Raw genomic sequence first — 14,800 nt, forward strand, 5'->3', positions numbered from 1 at the left:
GGACATCGTGAGCACCGAGGACGACATCACCCCCGAGGAGCGGTCAGAGAGCGCGACGGTCGAGCCCGGCGTCGACGTCGCCAGCGAGGACGGCACGGAACCGGCGGATGCCGGCACCACGCCGACGGATGCTGCCCCGCCGGCCGAGCACGAGCCGGCCGAGGACGAGCCGGCGATCTCGACGGAGTCCGCGGATGCCGTCGACGGCATCCCGCCCCAGTACGGCATCGGGCCGTTCTCGATCCGTGAGGTGGCGCTCGCGGGCGTGTGGCTGCTCGCGTTCGCGGTGTCGTTCCTCCCCGTCTACGGCGGCATCGGACAGGGCCCTGCGGTGTGGGGCAACGGCATCGACTGGGTGCTCACGATCGGCGTGCCGACGGTCGCGGTGTTCCTCCTGGCCCTGCGCCGCATGTCGCCGGAGGGAATCCGCCGGGTCGGGTCGCTGGGCGTGGACCAGTTCGCCTCGGTGGCCTTCTCGGTCGCTGTCGTGGCGTGGCTCGGCATGCTCTGGAGCTCGTTCGTCTCGCTCGCCGACTCCGGCCTCTTCTTCGCCACGTGGGTCGTGTGGGCCGAGGTCGTGCTCATGCTCGGCGGCGTCGTCCTCACCGTCGTCGCCCCGGCGCTCCCGGTGCTCGGCGAGGACTTCCAGCACCGGCCGGAGTCGGTCGCCCACCGCAGCGCCCGCCGACCGCGTCCGGTGTCGTCGCGGCCTCCGGCGGCGCGAACGGAGGCGTCGCCCGTCGTGACCGCCCCAGCGCAGAGCGCCGACGCCGCGCCGGAGGCGGATGCCGCCCCCGCGCCGTCGCCGGTGCAGGCGTTCTGGGCGCTCGTCCCGGTCGAGCGCGACGTCGTCGACGAGACGGGTGCGCCGCTGTTCCGGATCGGCCCGACCGCCTGGGCGCTCGTGATCGAGGACCGCGGCACGAGCTTCGTCGTGCGCCACGAGGACGGACGCGTCGGCTACCTCCACGACGTGTCGGGTGTGACCCGCGGCTGAGTGCCCGGGACGGAAAGGACGACTCCCATGGCCGTAGACCTCATCGCGACGATCCCCGCGCGCGAGCACACCGTCGCTCGGGTGCGCGAGCTGCTCGACGCCTACGCCGCCCACTGCCTCGCGATGGACGGCACCGAGCGCTTCGAGGTCTATCTCGATCGCGACCTGCCGCACCACGTCGTCGTGATCGAGCGGTACCGGGACGAGACGGCATTCGCCGCGCACCTGGCCGACCCCGAGAACGGCGTGCTCAACGGTGCGCTCGCCGACCTGACCGACGGGGGCTCCACGCTGCGGTTCCTCACTGCGTGAGATGACGCGACGGTATCCTGAAGGGATGCTTCGCACGATCGATCTTCGTGGTCGCGCCCTCACCTCCTCCGAGCTGGCCGCAGCCGTGCCACGCGCCTCGGCGGCACGCGAGGAGGCCTACGCGGCCGCGGCCGCGATCGTCGCCGACGTCCGCGATCGCGGCGAGGACGCGCTGCGCGAACAGGCCGCGCGCTTCGACGGCGTCTCCGGGCACGACATCCGCGTGCCGGCCGCGCACCTCGACGAGGCGCTGGCACGGCTCGACCCGGTCGTGCGCACCGCGCTCGAAGAGGCGATCCGGCGCGTCCGGCTCGCCTCGGCCGCCCAGATCCCGCCGCCTCGCGTGACCGAGCTCGCCCCCGGCGCGCGCGTCGAGCAGCGTTGGCGTCCGGTGCGCCGTGCCGGCGTCTACGTGCCCGGCGGCAAGGCCGTCTACCCCTCCAGCGTGGTCATGAACGTCGTTCCGGCCCAGGTCGCCGGCGTCGAGCGGGTCGCCCTCGCCTCTCCGCCGCAGCGGGAGCACGGCGGGCGCGTCCACCCGGTGATCCTCGCGGCCGCGCGGCTGCTGGGAGTGGACGAGGTCTACGCGATGGGCGGCGCCGGTGCGATCGGCGCCTACGCGCACGGCGTCGAGTCCCTCGGGCTCGCCGCCGTCGACGTGGTGTCCGGACCCGGAAACAACTTCGTCGCGCTCGCCAAGCGGGCCGTGGTCGGACTGGTCGGCACCGACTCGGAGGCGGGGGCCACCGAGATCCTCGTCGTCGCCGACGACGCGGCCGACCCGGTCCTCGTCGCCACCGATCTGATCAGCCAGGCCGAGCACGACGAGCAGGCTGCCGCGGTGCTGGTCACTCCGTCTGTCGCCCTCGCCGAGGCGGTCGCCGTCGAGGTCGCCGCCCGCGCTGCGCGCACCCGTCACGCCGAGCGCATCCGTGCCGCGCTGACCGGTCCGCAGTCCGCCGTCGTGCTGGTGGACGACCTGGCCGCCGCGACCGCGTTCAGCAACGCCTACGCCCCCGAGCACCTGGAGCTCCACGTCGACGACCCGCGCGTGGACGACTTCGTCAACGCGGGCGCGGTCTTCGTCGGCGCGAGCTCGCCGGTGAGCCTCGGCGACTATCTCGCCGGCAGCAACCACGTGCTCCCTACCGGCGGTCAGGCCCGTTACGCGTCGGGGTTGTCGGCATCCACGTTCCTGCGCCCGCAGCAGGTCATCTCCTACGACCGCGATGCGCTCGCCGCGGTGCGCGACGAGATCGTCGCGCTCGCCGAGGCGGAGGCCCTCCCCGCGCACGGCGAGGCCGTGACGGCGCGGTTCGAGGGGTAGTCTGGCCCCGCCATGCACTGCCCGTTCTGCCGTCACCCCGACTCCCGCGTCATCGACTCGCGCACGAGCGACGACGGCCTCAGCATCCGTCGTCGTCGACAGTGCCCCGAGTGCGGCGGCCGGTTCTCCACGATCGAGACGGCGAGCCTCAACGTCATCAAGCGGTCGGGCGTGATCGAGCCGTTCAGCCGTGAGAAGGTCATGTCCGGGGTGCGCAAGGCATGCCAGGGCCGGCCGGTCACCGAGGGCGACCTCGCCGTCATCGCCCAGGCGGTCGAGGAGTCGGTGCGCCAGACCGGCGCGGCACAGGTGGACACGAACGAGATCGGCCTGGCGATCCTCGGCCCGCTGCGCGAGCTCGACGAGGTCGCCTACCTGCGGTTCGCGAGCGTCTATCGCGCGTTCGACTCGCTCGAGGACTTCGACGCCGCGATCGCGCAGCTGCGCTCCGACCACGACCGGTGACGCGCGCCGATACGCTGAGAGGGATGTATGCGCTCCTGTTCCGGCATGTCCTCTCCCGTCTGGACCCGGAGTCGGCGCATCACTTCGCGATGCGGGTCATCCGGCTGCTGGGCACGCGACCGCTGAGCCCGCTCGTGCGCCGGCTCACCGCGCCTTCGCCGCGGCTGCGCACCGAGGCGCTGGGCCTGAGCTTCGCGTCGCCGTTCGGCGTGGCCGCCGGCTTCGACAAAGACGCCCAGGGCGCCGCGGGACTGTGGGCGCTCGGGTTCGGACACGTCGAGGTGGGAACCGTGACCGCGATCCCGCAGGAGGGCAATCCCCGGCCGAGACTGTTCCGGCTCGTCGCCGACCGCGCGGTCGTGAACCGCATGGGCTTCAACAACCACGGCGCCGCAGCCGCCGCGGATCGGCTGCGCGCCCTGCGGCGACGTCGGTCGCGTCCCGTGCTGGGCGTGAACATCGGCAAGAGCCGCGTCGTCGACGTCGAGCAGGCGACGGCCGACTATGTCGCCAGCGCGGCACTGGTGGCGCCGGTGGCAGACTACCTGGTCGTCAACGTCTCATCGCCGAACACTCCCGGCCTGCGCGGACTGCAGGCCGTGGAGACGCTCAGGCCCCTGCTGGCCGCCGTGCATGAGGCCGCGGCATCCACACCGCTGCTCGTGAAGATCGCCCCCGACCTCCCCGACGACGAGGTGGAGGCCATCGCGCGCCTCGCCGTGGATGTGGGGCTGGCCGGCCTCATCGCGACGAACACGACGATCTCGCGCGCGGGGCTGGTCACGGATGCCGCGACGGTCGAGGCCCTCGGCGCCGGGGGCCTGTCCGGGGCTCCGCTGCGGGCGCGTTCGCTCGAGGTGCTGCGCCTGGTGCGCGCCGTCGTGCCGCCGGAGTTCTGCGTCGTCTCGGTCGGCGGCGTCGACAGCGCCGCCGACGTGCGGGAGCGGCTGGACGCCGGTGCGGACCTCGTGCAGGGGTACACCGCGTTCCTCTACCGCGGCCCGTTTTGGGCGCGCAGCATCAATCGCGCCCTCGCGCGGTCCGCGCTCAGGACGGGTACTGGAAGAGCTTGACCTGGGGCTTGGGCAGCCGCATGAAGCGCATCTGGATCGTGCGCATGCTCGCGTACCAGCCGAGGCCCTTCTCCATCCGTTCCTTGCCGAACTTGGCTGCGGCCGCCCGCTTCACGCGGATGCTCAGGATGACCATGTCGCCGACCACGAACAGGATGTAGACCCAGAGCGCGACGAAGCCCCAGTAGGAGACCGCGGTGATGGGGATGAGGCTCAGGAGGATCACGACGACCATCGCGGGCATCATCGCCTCGCCGAGGTGCAGCCCGGCATCCGTGAAATCGCGCGCGAAGCGGCGCTGCGGACCCCGGTCGCGCGCCGGAAGATAGCGCTCCTCGCCGGCGGCCATCCCCTGACGGGCCCGTTCGCGCTTGGCGGCCAGCTCTGCCTTTGCGCGCGCGCGCGCCTCCTTCGTGTCGGCCACGAGCGGGCGCTTGCGGGCGGCCTCGCGCTCGGCGCGCGACGGCGTCGGGCGGTTCTTTCCGGGTCCTGCGGGCGCCTCGGGTGCGTCAGGCGCGGAGGCGGAAGGCGTCTTGGCCACGGAATCGTCCTCGGGTTCGGTGGGAGGGGTGCCTCATAAGATTACCCGCATGACCTCCGACCTGTCCCGTTCCGACGCCGTCCGTGAGGCGGCGCTTGCCGCCGTTCCCGCCGCGCTCGCCGATCTCGGTGCGCTCGTGCGCATCCCCTCGGTCGCGTTCGCGGGTTTCGACCGGGCGCCGGTCGAGCGCAGCGCCGCCGCGGTGAAGTCGCTCCTGGACGGGCTCGGGATCTTCGACCGGGTGGAGGTGCGCAGCGCCGTCGTCCCCGGGACGGGGGAGCGGGGGATGCCGGCGGTGCTGGCCACGCGCGCCGCCCGCCGCGGCAGGCCGACGATCCTCCTGTACGCCCACCACGACGTGCAGCCGGTGGGCGACGAGTCGCGGTGGCAATCGCCGCCGTTCGAGCCGACGGTGCGTGGCGGGCGCCTGTACGGGCGCGGCGCGGCCGACGACAAGGCGGGCATCATGGCCCATGTCGGGGCGCTGCGGGCGCTCACCGAGGTGCTCGGGCACGATTTCGACCTCGGGGTGAACCTGTTCATCGAGGGCGAGGAGGAGGCCGGTTCGCGCTCGTTCGCCGCTTTCCTGAGCGAGAATGCCGATGCGCTCCGGGCGGACGTCATCGTGGTGGCGGACTCGGGCAACTGGGATGCCGCGACGCCCGCCCTCACGGTGTCGCTGCGCGGCAACGCCCGGTTCACGATGACGGTGCGCACGCTCGACCACGCCTCGCACTCCGGCATGTTCGGCGGCGCGGTGCCCGACGCGATGATGGCGACGGTGCGGCTTCTGGCGACGCTGTGGGACGACGACGGGGCGGTCGCCGTGCACGGTCTCGCCGAGCGGGATGCCGTCACGCCGGACTACGCCGAGGAGACGCTGCGCGACGAGGCCGGGCTGCCGGAGGGCGTACGACCGATCGGCCGGGGGACGATCCTCAGCCGCATCTGGAACAAGCCGTCGATCACGGTGACCGGCATCGACGCGCCGAGCGTCGTGAACGCCTCGAACACGCTCACGCCCGAGGTCCGGGTCGTCGTGAGCGTGCGTGTGGCACCGGGTCAGCCCGCGAGCGAGGCCTATGCCGCTGTGGAGGCGCACCTGCGCGCGCACGCCCCGTTCGGGGCGCAGCTGGAGTTCTCCGACGTCGACTGCGGCGATGCGTTCCTCGTGGACGCCGACGGGTGGGCGGTGGCGAGCGCCCGGTCGGCGCTGGAGGCAGGCTACGGCGTCGCGCCGGTGGACATCGGGGTCGGCGGTTCGATCCCGTTCATCGCCGATCTCCTCCGCGAGTTCCCCGGCGCGCAGATCCTGGTGACCGGGGTCGAGGACCCGCATTCGATGGCGCACAGCCCGAACGAGTCGCTGCACCTGGACACCTTCCGGCACGCTCTCGTGTCGGAGGCGCTGCTGCTGGAGAGCCTGGACGCCCGCACGGTCTGAACACAGGGGAGCTTCGGCACAATTCTCGGCGGTCTCACGCGACGGACCGGAATCGTCTCGGCGGCGGATCGATGCCTGCCCACGCGTACGTGCACGCGAGTCTCGGTTTCAGGACGATCGCCGCGCTGCCGTCGGGCGGATGCAGCAGGAAGTCGCCGAGGCCGTCGCGGGTGATGCGCCAGCCTCCGTGGTGCAACGCCATGTGATGAAAGCGGCAGAGGAGAATGCCCCGGTCGATATCGGGTTTCCCACCCTCGGCGTGGTGGTCGATGTGATGGGCCTCACAGTACGACGCGGGCCGGTCGCAGCCTTTGAACCGGCATCCGCCGTCACGGGTCGCGAGCGCGATCCGCTGCCGCGGCGAGAAGAGGCGTGCCTCCCGGCCCAGATACAGCGGGTTCCCGTCCGGGTCGATCCTGAGCTCCGTCGTCCCGGTGTCGCAGGCGTGCTGCTCCACGAGCCACGCGGGCAGGGCGGTCGGTTCGTCTTCGGTGACGCCGACGGCAGGAGCTCCGGCCGCATGTGCGGCACGGGCGGATTCGGCGATGAGCACGCGCACCCCGGCCTGTCTCGCGCCGAAGACGGTCTTGGCGTCTGCGAGCATGCCGGCGCGGAGGATGTCGATGACGAGGTCGTAGGTGAGCTGTCGTTCGGGCGGGGGTCTGCCGTGAGCTCCTCGGCCTCCGCCTTCTCCTGAGGGTCGACGAAGCGCGGGCCGCCGCGGCGGGGCCGCATCGCCGCGGCGATGGCTGACTGGAGCCACGCGTACGCCTCGTCGTCGAAGCTGATGGAGCCACGCCTGCGGCCGTCGGCATCGGTCCACATCCGGAACGACCTGCCCTCGAACCGCTCGTCGAACCTGCGTTGCGCGCCTTCGGGGTCGAGGTGGTCGCGCACCGTCCGTGCGGTGCGCGCGAGCTCCTCCACCGTGCGCTCGGGCGCCTCCCCGATCAGTTCGGTCGCGGCGAGCGACCACACCTGGGCGGCTTCCGCGACGGACGCCGGGTCGTCGGCGTCGTCCGGCGCCGGCTCACCGAGCCCGCGGATGATCGCGTCGTGCTGAGCCGACGTGATCGACCCGGCCAGCAGCGCGTCGCTGAGCGGTGCGTGCCACGGGCGGCTCTCGTCGTCGCCGTGCGAGGTGGCGAGCGACTCTCCGAGCCGGACGTGCTTGGCCGCGTCGGCGCGTGTGGAGCCCGTGAGGTCTTGGATCAGGGAGACGGGGGAGCGGTGTCCGCGCACCTGGGCGAGGCCGCTATGGCCCGCCTCGCGGGTCGAGCGGGCGGCTGCGACGCCGGATGCTGCGATCCGCAGCGACTCGCACCCGCGCGCGAGCGCGGAGGCCGTCGCGATCACGGCGACGACCTCGTCGTCACCGAGCCGCGCGACCGCGCCAGGTACGGCGACGGCTTCGATGTCATCGCCGACCAGGGCACGCAGCGCGTCGAGCTGTGCCTGCAGGTCGGTGAAGAATGACATGCTTCATTCTCTCAGAGGCCTCCGACATTCGAACAAAAATCTACGCTCTGTCACGTGGCCCCGAGGTCACAGAAGGGTACCGATCGACAGCGGCTCCACGTTCACTGCGAACCCGCGTAGTCGGCGAGTCGAGACAGGGCGGGCTGCGAACGCGGATCCGCGACGGCCGCGGCGCCGACCGCGCAGGCGCGCTGCAGAGCGACCTGCACGTCGTCGCCCTGCAGCAGTCCGATCGTCAGCGCCGCCGCGAACGCGTCACCGGCTCCGACGGTGCTGACGATCGACGTCGCGACGGCCGACGCCTCGGCGATCGTCCGTCCCCGGCGCAGCAGCACGGCGCCGCGCGCGCCGCGCGTGACGGCGGTGAGCGGAGCATCGCGCAGCTCGGGGAGCGCCGCGAACTCGTGCTCGTTGACGATGAACAGGTCGCCGCGCGCGATCAGCGCCGGCGACATCCTGCTCGCCGGCGAGGCGTTGACGGCGACGAACCCGTCGGTGGCGCCGACGACCGCCTCCACGACGTCCACCGGGATCTCCAGCTGAGCGAGCACCGCGGTGTGCGGGTCGACGCGGAGCCGCTCGACATCGATCCGACTGTTGGCCCCGGGGCAGACCACGATCGAGTTCTCGCCGGTGTCGTCGACGACGATGAGGGCCGTGCCGGTGGGCTGATCGGTGACCTGCACCCCGCCGACGTCGACGCCGGCCGCGGCGAGGTTCGCGGTCATCGCGCGCCCGTCGTCGTCGTCGCCGACCGCGCCGATGAGGCGGACGGCTGCGCCCAGGCGCGCGGCGGCGATCGCCTGATTGGCGCCCTTGCCGCCGGGGTGGCGAGAGAGCATGCCGTCGGCGACGGTCTCGCCGGGTCCGGGAGCGCGCGCGGTGTGCGCGGTGAGGTCGATGTTGATGGCGCCCGCGACGGTGAGGGCGGGGATCTGGCTCATGTCATACCTCGGTCAGGCCCGCGCTACCAGCGCGGGGCTATATGAATCATGCATGTTATGCATGATTCATCGCTCGCTGCCCGTCGGTGCACGCGACGGCGGGCGTACGTCGGCGTTCCGGCCGCCTCGCGCTCGCACGGCGTAGAATCGTGGCATCCCGCCGTCTGATAACGGCCCGACACCCCGGGAGAGTCATGACCGACACCGCCCTCGCCGCCGAGCAGACATCCGCGCACGGCGTCCTGCTCACTCCCGCTGCCGCCGCGAAGGTGCGGAGCCTGCTCGACCAGGAGGGCCGCGACGACCTGCGCCTGCGCGTGGCGGTGCAGCCGGGCGGATGCAGCGGCCTGATCTACCAGCTCTACTTCGACGAGCGCCTCCTCGACGGCGACCAGACGGTCGACTTCGACGGTGTCGAGGTCATCGTCGACGACATGTCGGTGCCCTATCTCGACGGTGCGACCATCGACTTCAAGGACACGATCTCGGAGCAGGGGTTCACGATCGACAACCCGAACGCCGCCGGCAGCTGCGCCTGCGGCGACAGTTTCCACTGACCGCGGGCACGGGTCTCCGACGACAGTGAGAATTTCCTGGGGGGATGACCTGAATCGGGTGGGAGGATTGCCCTAGACTGACGGCAGATCTTGTCGCGACCCGGAAAGGTGAACCGTGCGCTCCCAACGCCGCCTCCGCTGGGCCGTCATCCCGCTCGGGATCGTCACGGCTGTCTCTCTGGCCGCATGCACCCCGACCGAGTTGAACGGCTACCTGCCGGGATTCCTCGATGACGGAAGCCAGGCCACCAACCACACCGCGATGGTCTCGGGCCTCTGGGTCAACTCGTGGCTCGTGCTGCTCGGCGTCGGCGTGATCACGTGGGGCCTGTTGGGCTGGGCTGCGATCGCCTACCGTCGTCGCAGGGGTCAGACCGGCCTGCCGGTTCAGCTGCGCTACAACATGCCGATCGAGATCTTCTACACGATCGTCCCGCTCATCCTGATCGTCGGTTTCTTCGCTTTCACCGCGCGCGATCAGAACATCCTGGAGACGCAGTACGAGGACCCGGACGTCTGCATCACCGCCATCGGCAAGCAGTGGGCGTGGGACTTCCAGTACAACGGCGACGACTGCGAGGAGACCTCCGACGCGGTGTGGACGATGGGCGTCCAGGCGCAGACCGACGAGAAGGGCGACATCGTCAGCGAGCTGCCCACGCTCGTCCTTCCGGTCGACAAAGAGGTCAAGATCAAGCTGCAGTCGCGCGATGTCGCGCACTCGTTCTGGATCATCGACTTCCTGTACAAGAAGGACCTGTACATCGGCCGCGACAACTACTGGTCGTTCACGCCCACCCGCGAGGGAGAGTACGCCGGCAAGTGCGCTGAGCTGTGCGGTGAATACCACTCGATGATGCTCTTCAACGTGAAGGTCGTCAGCGAGTCCGAGTACGAGGACTACCTCGACTCGCTGCGCGAGCAGGGCCAGACCGGCGACATCAACGAGGCATACGTCCGGCTGCAGAACCTGCCCGGCAATGGCAGCAGCTCAGAGTCCGAGGGAGGCCACTGATGGCGACGACACTTCCGCTCCAGGGTGAGACGCACGCCCGGCCGACGACACTGCCGCCGCGGCAGGCAGCGCTGCTGAGCGCGTCACGCGTCGAGCAGAAGGGCAACATCGTCGTCAAGTGGATCACCTCCACCGACCACAAGACGATCGGCTACATGTACCTGATCGCGTCGGTGCTGTTCTTCCTGCTCGGCGGCGTCATGGCGCTGATCATCCGCGTCGAGCTGTTCGAGCCCGGGATGCAGGTCATCCCGACCAAGGAGCAGTACAACCAGCTGTTCACGATGCACGGCACGATCATGCTGCTCATGTTCGCGACGCCGCTCTTCGCCGGCTTCGCGAACGTGCTCATGCCGCTCCAGATCGGCGCTCCCGACGTCGCGTTCCCCCGCCTCAACGCCTTCGCGTTCTGGCTGTACTTCTTCGGGAGCATGATCGCCGTCGGCGGCTTCCTCACCCCGCAGGGGGCGGCGTCCTTCGGATGGTTCGCGTACGCCCCGCTCTCGAGCACGACGTTCTCGCCGGGGCTCGGGGGGAACCTCTGGGTCTTCGGCCTCGCGCTGTCCGGCTTCGGCACCATCCTCGGTGGCGTCAACTTCATCACGACCATCATCACGATGCGCGCCCCGGGCATGACGATGTTCCGGATGCCGATCTTCACGTGGAACACGCTCATCACCTCGCTGCTCATCCTGATGGCGTTCCCCGTGCTGGCGGCCGCGATGTTCGGCCTCGGGCTCGACCGCGTGTTCGACGCGCAGATCTACAACCCGGAGAACGGCGGCGTCATCCTCTGGCAGCACCTGTTCTGGTTCTTCGGCCACCCGGAGGTCTACATCATCGCGCTGCCGTTCTTCGGCATCGTGTCGGAGATCTTCCCGGTGTTCAGCCGCAAACCGATCTTCGGCTACAAGACGCTCGTCTACGCGACCATCGCGATCGCCGCGCTCTCGGTCTCGGTGTGGGCGCACCACATGTACGTCACCGGCGCCGTGCTGCTGCCGTTCTTCGCACTGATGACGATGCTCATCGCCGTGCCCACGGGCGTGAAGATCTTCAACTGGATCGGGACGATATGGCGGGGCTCGATCACCTTCGAGACCCCCATGGTGTTCGCGCTCGGGTTCCTCGTGTCGTTCGTGTTCGGCGGACTGACCGGCGTCATCCTGTCCTCGCCCGCGCTGGACTTCAACCTCAGCGACTCGTACTTCGTCGTCGCGCACTTCCACTACGTGGTGTTCGGCACCGTGGTGTTCGCGATGTTCGCCGGGTTCTACTTCTGGTGGCCCAAGTGGACGGGCAAGATGCTGAACGAGCGTCTCGGCTACGTCCACTTCTGGATGCTGTTCATCGGTTTCCACATGACCTTCCTCATCCAGCACTGGCTGGGCGTCGACGGAATGCCGCGCCGCTACGCCGACTACTCGGTTGCCGAGGCGGCGGTGTGGGGATGGCAGAACCAGCTGTCCACGGTCGGCGCGGTCATCCTCGGCGCCTCGCTGCTGCCCTTCTTCCTCAACGTGTGGATCACCGCCCGTACCGGCGCGCGCGTGACGGTCGACGATCCGTGGGGTTACGGCGGCTCGCTCGAATGGGCGACGACCTGCCCGCCGCCGCGGCACAACTTCACGTCGATCCCGCGCATCCGCAGCGAGCGGCCCGCTTTCGACCTGAACCATCCCGAAGCGGCCGAGGTTCCTGCGGAGGCCCAGCCGGCGGAAGCGAAGGTGAGCTGACATGAAGTCTCAGATCGTTCTCTGGTGGGTGCTCACGGCGTTCTTCTTCGCCTGCACCGTGACCTACACGGTGTGGAACCTGATCGCCGACGGCTACGTCGAGTGGACCGGCAGCGTCGCGCTGCTGTTCACCTCGTTCATGGCGGGGCTCATCGCCTTCTTCATCCGCCGCAACCACCAGGCGCAGCAGGGCGTCGAACTGCCGGAGGACACTCTCACCGCCGAGATCGACGACGCCGACCCCGAGTTCGGTGAGTTTAGCCCGTGGTCGTGGTGGCCGCTCGTGCTCGCCAGCGCCGTCGCGATCGCCGTGATCGCACTCGCGACCGCGCACTTCCTCATCCCGGTCGCCGCGGGGCTGCTGGTCGTCGGGCTCTTCGGCTGGGTGTACGAGTACTATCGCGGCAACTTCGCCCGCTGAGGCGCACCCGGCGGCGATGATGGCCGTCCGCAAGGGCGAGCGTCCCGACGGCGCTCTGCCCCTCGGGCGGCCGGTGCTCGATGCGGGACTCACCACGCCGATCCTGACTGTCGACCGCCGTGCCCTGCAGGGCAACATCGACGCCATGGCGGCCTTCCTGGCGGGGCTCGGCGTGGGGCTCGCCCCGCACGTGAAGACGCACATGAGCCCGCAGGTCTGGGAGATGCAGCGACGGGCGGGCGCCGAGCGCTGCACCGTGGCGACCGTCGCCCAGGCGCTGGTGATGGCCGGTGCGGGCGGCGGGCGGCTGCTCATCGCGAGCGAGATCGTCGCGGGGGACGACCTCGATGCGCTCGTCGCCCGACTCGCCTCGGACACCGCTCTCGACGTCATCGTCTTCTGCGACTCCGTCGACGGCGTGCGCGCCCTGTCGGATGCCGCGGCGCGCGCATCGGGCGAGGTCGTGATCGGGGCGGTCGTCGACGTGGGGGCGAGCGGATGGCGCACGGGCGTGCGCACCGCCGAGGCGGCGCTGGCGGTGGCGCGCGCGGTCGCGGCCGCACCGCACCTGCGGCTGGAGGGCCTGGCCGGCTACGAGGGCGTGCTGTGGTCGCTCTCGGCCGACGAGGGCAGGGACGCCGCCGTGGCGGCCTATCTCGATCGGGCGATCCACCTCCTGCACGCGCTGCAGGATGCGCGCCTGCTCCCCGGGGAGCCTCTCGTCACCTTCGGCGGGTCGGATCTGTATCCTGCCGTGCTGGAACGGCTGCTGCCGGCCGTGCGGAGCGCCGGCGGGAGGCTCGTGCTGCGCAGCGGCTGCTACGCGTTCCACGATCACGGCAAGTACGCCGCGGCGCAGCGGGAGATCGGCTCGGCCTTCGGCGCGCCGCGCTTCGCGCCGGCCATCACCGTCTGGGCACCCGTCGTCTCGGCGCCGGAGCGCGGCGTCGCCGTCGTCGCGGCAGGGAGACGGGATCTCGGCGCGGATGCGGGGCTTCCCGTCGCGTTGCACCGTCACCGCAGCGGGCGGACCTCGCCGCTGCCCTCCTGCCGGACGGACGGGCTCTACGACCAGCACCTCGTTCTCGGGTCGGAGGAGCTCAGGGTCGGCGACCTCGTCGGGCTCGGCATCTCGCACCCGTGCACGACGCTCGACCGGTACCGCTCCGCATGGCTTGTGGACGGCCAGGAGATCACCGGCAGGCTCGACCTGCTCTTCCCCTAGGGGAAGAAGAGACGATCAGTGCTTCTCGGCGCCGTCCTCGTCGGACTCGTGGTGTTCGGGGAGGGAGTAGGGGGTGCGCCCCTCGCCGTGATCGTGCAGCACGTGCTGCTGGTGCTCCAGCGCCTCGCGGTACTCGGTCTCGGTGATCGGAGTGAGCCGGTCCTCGAAGAACCAGCGCGAGAACCAGGCACGAAGCTTCTGGCCGCCCGAGATCCTGCCGTGGGCGTCCGGGCGCACGATCAGCGGCTGATACGTCTCGTAGTCGGCCAGGCGCCAGCGCTCGTACTCGCCCACGGGCTTGTGCACTTCCTGGAACTCACCGCCGGGGAGGCGCACGATGCGCCCCGACTCGTAGCCGTGCAGCACGATCTCGCGGTCCTTCTTCTGCAGGGCGATGCAGACGCGCTTCGCGATGAAGTACACGGCGATGGGACCGAGGAAAAGCTCGATCTGCAGGAAGCGGATGACGCCCTCCATCGTGAGATGGAAGTGCGTCGCCAGGATGTCGGACGAGGCCGCGGCCCACAGAGTCGCGTAGAACACGACGCCGGCGGCGCCGATCGCGGTGCGGGTCGGGGCGTTGCGCGGGCGCTGGGCGATGTGGTGCTCGCGCTCGTCGCCCGTGACCCAGGCTTCGATGAAGGGGTAGATCGCGACGAGCACGATGAAGACGACGAGCGCCAGCAGGGGCGTCATGATGCCCATCGACAGCGTGTAGTTCCCCAGCGGGATGTCCCAGTTCGACGGTGCGAGGCGCAGCGCGCCGTCGGCGAACCCGATGTACCAGTCGGGCTGTGTGCCCGCCGAGACGGGGGAGGGGTCGTAGGGGCCGTAGTTCCAGATGGGGTTGATCTGCACCCAGGTGGCCATCATCACGATCGCACCGAAGACGATGAAGAAGAACCCGCCCATCTTCGACATGTACACCGGCATCATCGGGTAGCCCACGACGTTGCTGTTCGTGCGGGCAGGGCCGGCGAACTGGGTGTGCTTGTTCACGATCATGAGCATCAGGTGCACGACCAGCAGTGCCAGCAGGATGGCCGGCAGCAGCAGGATGTGCAGCGTGTACAGACGCCCCACGATCTGCGTGCCCGGGAACTCGCCGCCGAAGAGCAGGTAGGAGGTCCACACACCGATGAGCGGGATGCCCTTGATCATGCCGTCGATGATGCGCAGGCCGTTGCCCGACAGCAGGTCGTCGGGCAACGAGTAGCCGGTGAAGCCCTCGGCCATCGCGAGGATGAACAGGATGAAGCCGATC

At 70.3% G+C, this 14,800-nt stretch carries 16 protein-coding genes; 12 read left to right on the forward strand and 4 right to left on the reverse strand.

The annotated features are described in order from the left end of the window. Positions 1–7 precede the first annotated feature (7 nt). The 5 genes from QM641_RS04305 to QM641_RS04325 are packed head-to-tail and all read left to right on the forward strand — an operon-like array spanning position 8 to position 4,174. Positions 8–997: a hypothetical protein gene (locus tag QM641_RS04305; protein WP_415113803.1), complete on the forward strand. Its 990-nt coding sequence runs from the start codon at positions 8–10 to the stop codon at positions 995–997. A 27-nt stretch (positions 998–1,024) separates the two neighbouring features. Further along, complete coding sequence (locus QM641_RS04310) at positions 1,025–1,309, forward strand: putative quinol monooxygenase (protein ID WP_415113805.1); 285 nt, start codon at positions 1,025–1,027, stop codon at positions 1,307–1,309. Between the two features lie 25 nt (positions 1,310–1,334). Next, complete coding sequence (hisD, locus tag QM641_RS04315; RefSeq protein WP_415113807.1) at positions 1,335–2,636, forward strand: histidinol dehydrogenase; 1,302 nt, start codon at positions 1,335–1,337, stop codon at positions 2,634–2,636. A gap of 12 nt (positions 2,637–2,648) precedes the next feature. Beyond that, the gene (gene nrdR, locus QM641_RS04320; protein ID WP_415113809.1) at positions 2,649–3,101 is read left to right on the forward strand and encodes a transcriptional regulator NrdR; all 453 of its coding nucleotides are present in this window, start codon (positions 2,649–2,651) and stop codon (positions 3,099–3,101) included. Positions 3,102–3,124: 23 nt separating this feature from the next. Next, a complete protein-coding gene (locus QM641_RS04325; RefSeq protein WP_415113811.1) occupies positions 3,125–4,174 on the forward strand; it encodes a quinone-dependent dihydroorotate dehydrogenase in 1,050 nt (349 codons plus the stop codon). Here QM641_RS04325 and QM641_RS04330 read toward each other — a convergent pair. Beyond that, positions 4,149–4,715, reverse strand: a complete 567-nt coding sequence (locus QM641_RS04330) for a DUF3043 domain-containing protein (protein ID WP_415113813.1) — start codon at positions 4,713–4,715, stop codon at positions 4,149–4,151. The genes QM641_RS04325 and QM641_RS04330 overlap by 26 nt on opposite strands. A gap of 49 nt (positions 4,716–4,764) precedes the next feature. Here QM641_RS04330 and QM641_RS04335 point away from each other — a divergent pair, with 49 nt between their 5' ends. After that, positions 4,765–6,159 (forward strand): M20/M25/M40 family metallo-hydrolase, encoded by a 1,395-nt coding sequence (locus tag QM641_RS04335; protein WP_415113815.1) that lies wholly within the window; start codon positions 4,765–4,767, stop codon positions 6,157–6,159. Between the two features lie 34 nt (positions 6,160–6,193). Here QM641_RS04335 and QM641_RS04340 read toward each other — a convergent pair whose 3' ends face one another. After that, the gene (locus QM641_RS04340) at positions 6,194–6,763 is read right to left on the reverse strand and encodes an HNH endonuclease signature motif containing protein (RefSeq protein WP_415113817.1); all 570 of its coding nucleotides are present in this window, start codon (positions 6,761–6,763) and stop codon (positions 6,194–6,196) included. 281 nt (positions 6,764–7,044) lie between these two features. Here QM641_RS04340 and QM641_RS04345 point away from each other — a divergent pair, with 281 nt between their 5' ends. Continuing rightward, the gene (locus QM641_RS04345) at positions 7,045–7,635 is read left to right on the forward strand and encodes a hypothetical protein (RefSeq protein WP_415113819.1); all 591 of its coding nucleotides are present in this window, start codon (positions 7,045–7,047) and stop codon (positions 7,633–7,635) included. Between the two features lie 104 nt (positions 7,636–7,739). On the opposite strand, the gene QM641_RS04350 is transcribed toward QM641_RS04345, so the two are convergent. Continuing rightward, positions 7,740–8,582 carry a PfkB family carbohydrate kinase gene (locus tag QM641_RS04350; RefSeq protein WP_415113821.1) on the reverse strand — a complete coding sequence of 281 codons (843 nt, stop codon included), beginning with the start codon at positions 8,580–8,582 and terminating at the stop codon, positions 7,740–7,742. A 194-nt stretch (positions 8,583–8,776) separates the two neighbouring features. Here QM641_RS04350 and erpA point away from each other — a divergent pair, with 194 nt between their 5' ends. The 5 genes from erpA (at position 8,777) to QM641_RS04375 (ending at position 13,536) form a co-directional block, all read left to right on the forward strand. Next, positions 8,777–9,139: an iron-sulfur cluster insertion protein ErpA gene (gene erpA / locus QM641_RS04355; protein ID WP_415113823.1), complete on the forward strand. Its 363-nt coding sequence runs from the start codon at positions 8,777–8,779 to the stop codon at positions 9,137–9,139. A 115-nt stretch (positions 9,140–9,254) separates the two neighbouring features. Next, positions 9,255–10,154 carry a cytochrome c oxidase subunit II gene (gene coxB, locus QM641_RS04360; RefSeq protein WP_415113825.1) on the forward strand — a complete coding sequence of 300 codons (900 nt, stop codon included), beginning with the start codon at positions 9,255–9,257 and terminating at the stop codon, positions 10,152–10,154. After that, positions 10,154–11,890 carry a cytochrome c oxidase subunit I gene (gene ctaD / locus QM641_RS04365; RefSeq protein WP_415113827.1) on the forward strand — a complete coding sequence of 579 codons (1,737 nt, stop codon included), beginning with the start codon at positions 10,154–10,156 and terminating at the stop codon, positions 11,888–11,890. Before coxB ends, ctaD begins: the two co-directional genes overlap by 1 nt. A 1-nt stretch (position 11,891) precedes the next feature. Then, positions 11,892–12,311: a cytochrome c oxidase subunit 4 gene (locus QM641_RS04370; RefSeq protein WP_415113829.1), complete on the forward strand. Its 420-nt coding sequence runs from the start codon at positions 11,892–11,894 to the stop codon at positions 12,309–12,311. Between the two features lie 16 nt (positions 12,312–12,327). Next, positions 12,328–13,536, forward strand: coding sequence for an alanine racemase (locus QM641_RS04375; protein WP_415113831.1), 1,209 nt, complete (start codon positions 12,328–12,330; stop codon positions 13,534–13,536). Positions 13,537–13,551: 15 nt separating this feature from the next. On the opposite strand, the gene QM641_RS04380 is transcribed toward QM641_RS04375, so the two are convergent. Continuing rightward, positions 13,552–14,800, reverse strand: a 1,249-nt coding sequence (locus tag QM641_RS04380) for a cytochrome b (protein ID WP_415113833.1), incomplete at its 5' end; no start/stop codon positions are given.

The sequence above is a fragment of the Microbacterium sp. genome, from assembly GCF_047605725.1.
GTDB lineage: Bacteria > Actinomycetota > Actinomycetes > Actinomycetales > Microbacteriaceae > Microbacterium.

What these genes read in the sequence shown, in the direction of transcription:
- QM641_RS04310 (WP_415113805.1), top strand. Translation starts at nt 1,025, where the DNA reads ATGGCCGTAGACCTCATCGCGACGATCCCCGCGCGCGAGCACACCGTC.
- hisD (WP_415113807.1), top strand. Translation starts at nt 1,335, where the DNA reads ATGCTTCGCACGATCGATCTTCGTGGTCGCGCCCTCACCTCCTCCGAG.
- nrdR (WP_415113809.1), top strand. Translation starts at nt 2,649, where the DNA reads ATGCACTGCCCGTTCTGCCGTCACCCCGACTCCCGCGTCATCGACTCG.
- QM641_RS04325 (WP_415113811.1), top strand. Translation starts at nt 3,125, where the DNA reads ATGTATGCGCTCCTGTTCCGGCATGTCCTCTCCCGTCTGGACCCGGAG.
- QM641_RS04335 (WP_415113815.1), top strand. Translation starts at nt 4,765, where the DNA reads ATGACCTCCGACCTGTCCCGTTCCGACGCCGTCCGTGAGGCGGCGCTT.
- QM641_RS04340 (WP_415113817.1), bottom strand. Translation starts at nt 6,763, where the DNA reads ATGCTCGCAGACGCCAAGACCGTCTTCGGCGCGAGACAGGCCGGGGTG.
- QM641_RS04350 (WP_415113821.1), bottom strand. Translation starts at nt 8,582, where the DNA reads ATGAGCCAGATCCCCGCCCTCACCGTCGCGGGCGCCATCAACATCGAC.
- erpA (WP_415113823.1), top strand. Translation starts at nt 8,777, where the DNA reads ATGACCGACACCGCCCTCGCCGCCGAGCAGACATCCGCGCACGGCGTC.
- ctaD (WP_415113827.1), top strand. Translation starts at nt 10,154, where the DNA reads ATGGCGACGACACTTCCGCTCCAGGGTGAGACGCACGCCCGGCCGACG.
- QM641_RS04370 (WP_415113829.1), top strand. Translation starts at nt 11,892, where the DNA reads ATGAAGTCTCAGATCGTTCTCTGGTGGGTGCTCACGGCGTTCTTCTTC.
- QM641_RS04375 (WP_415113831.1), top strand. Translation starts at nt 12,328, where the DNA reads ATGATGGCCGTCCGCAAGGGCGAGCGTCCCGACGGCGCTCTGCCCCTC.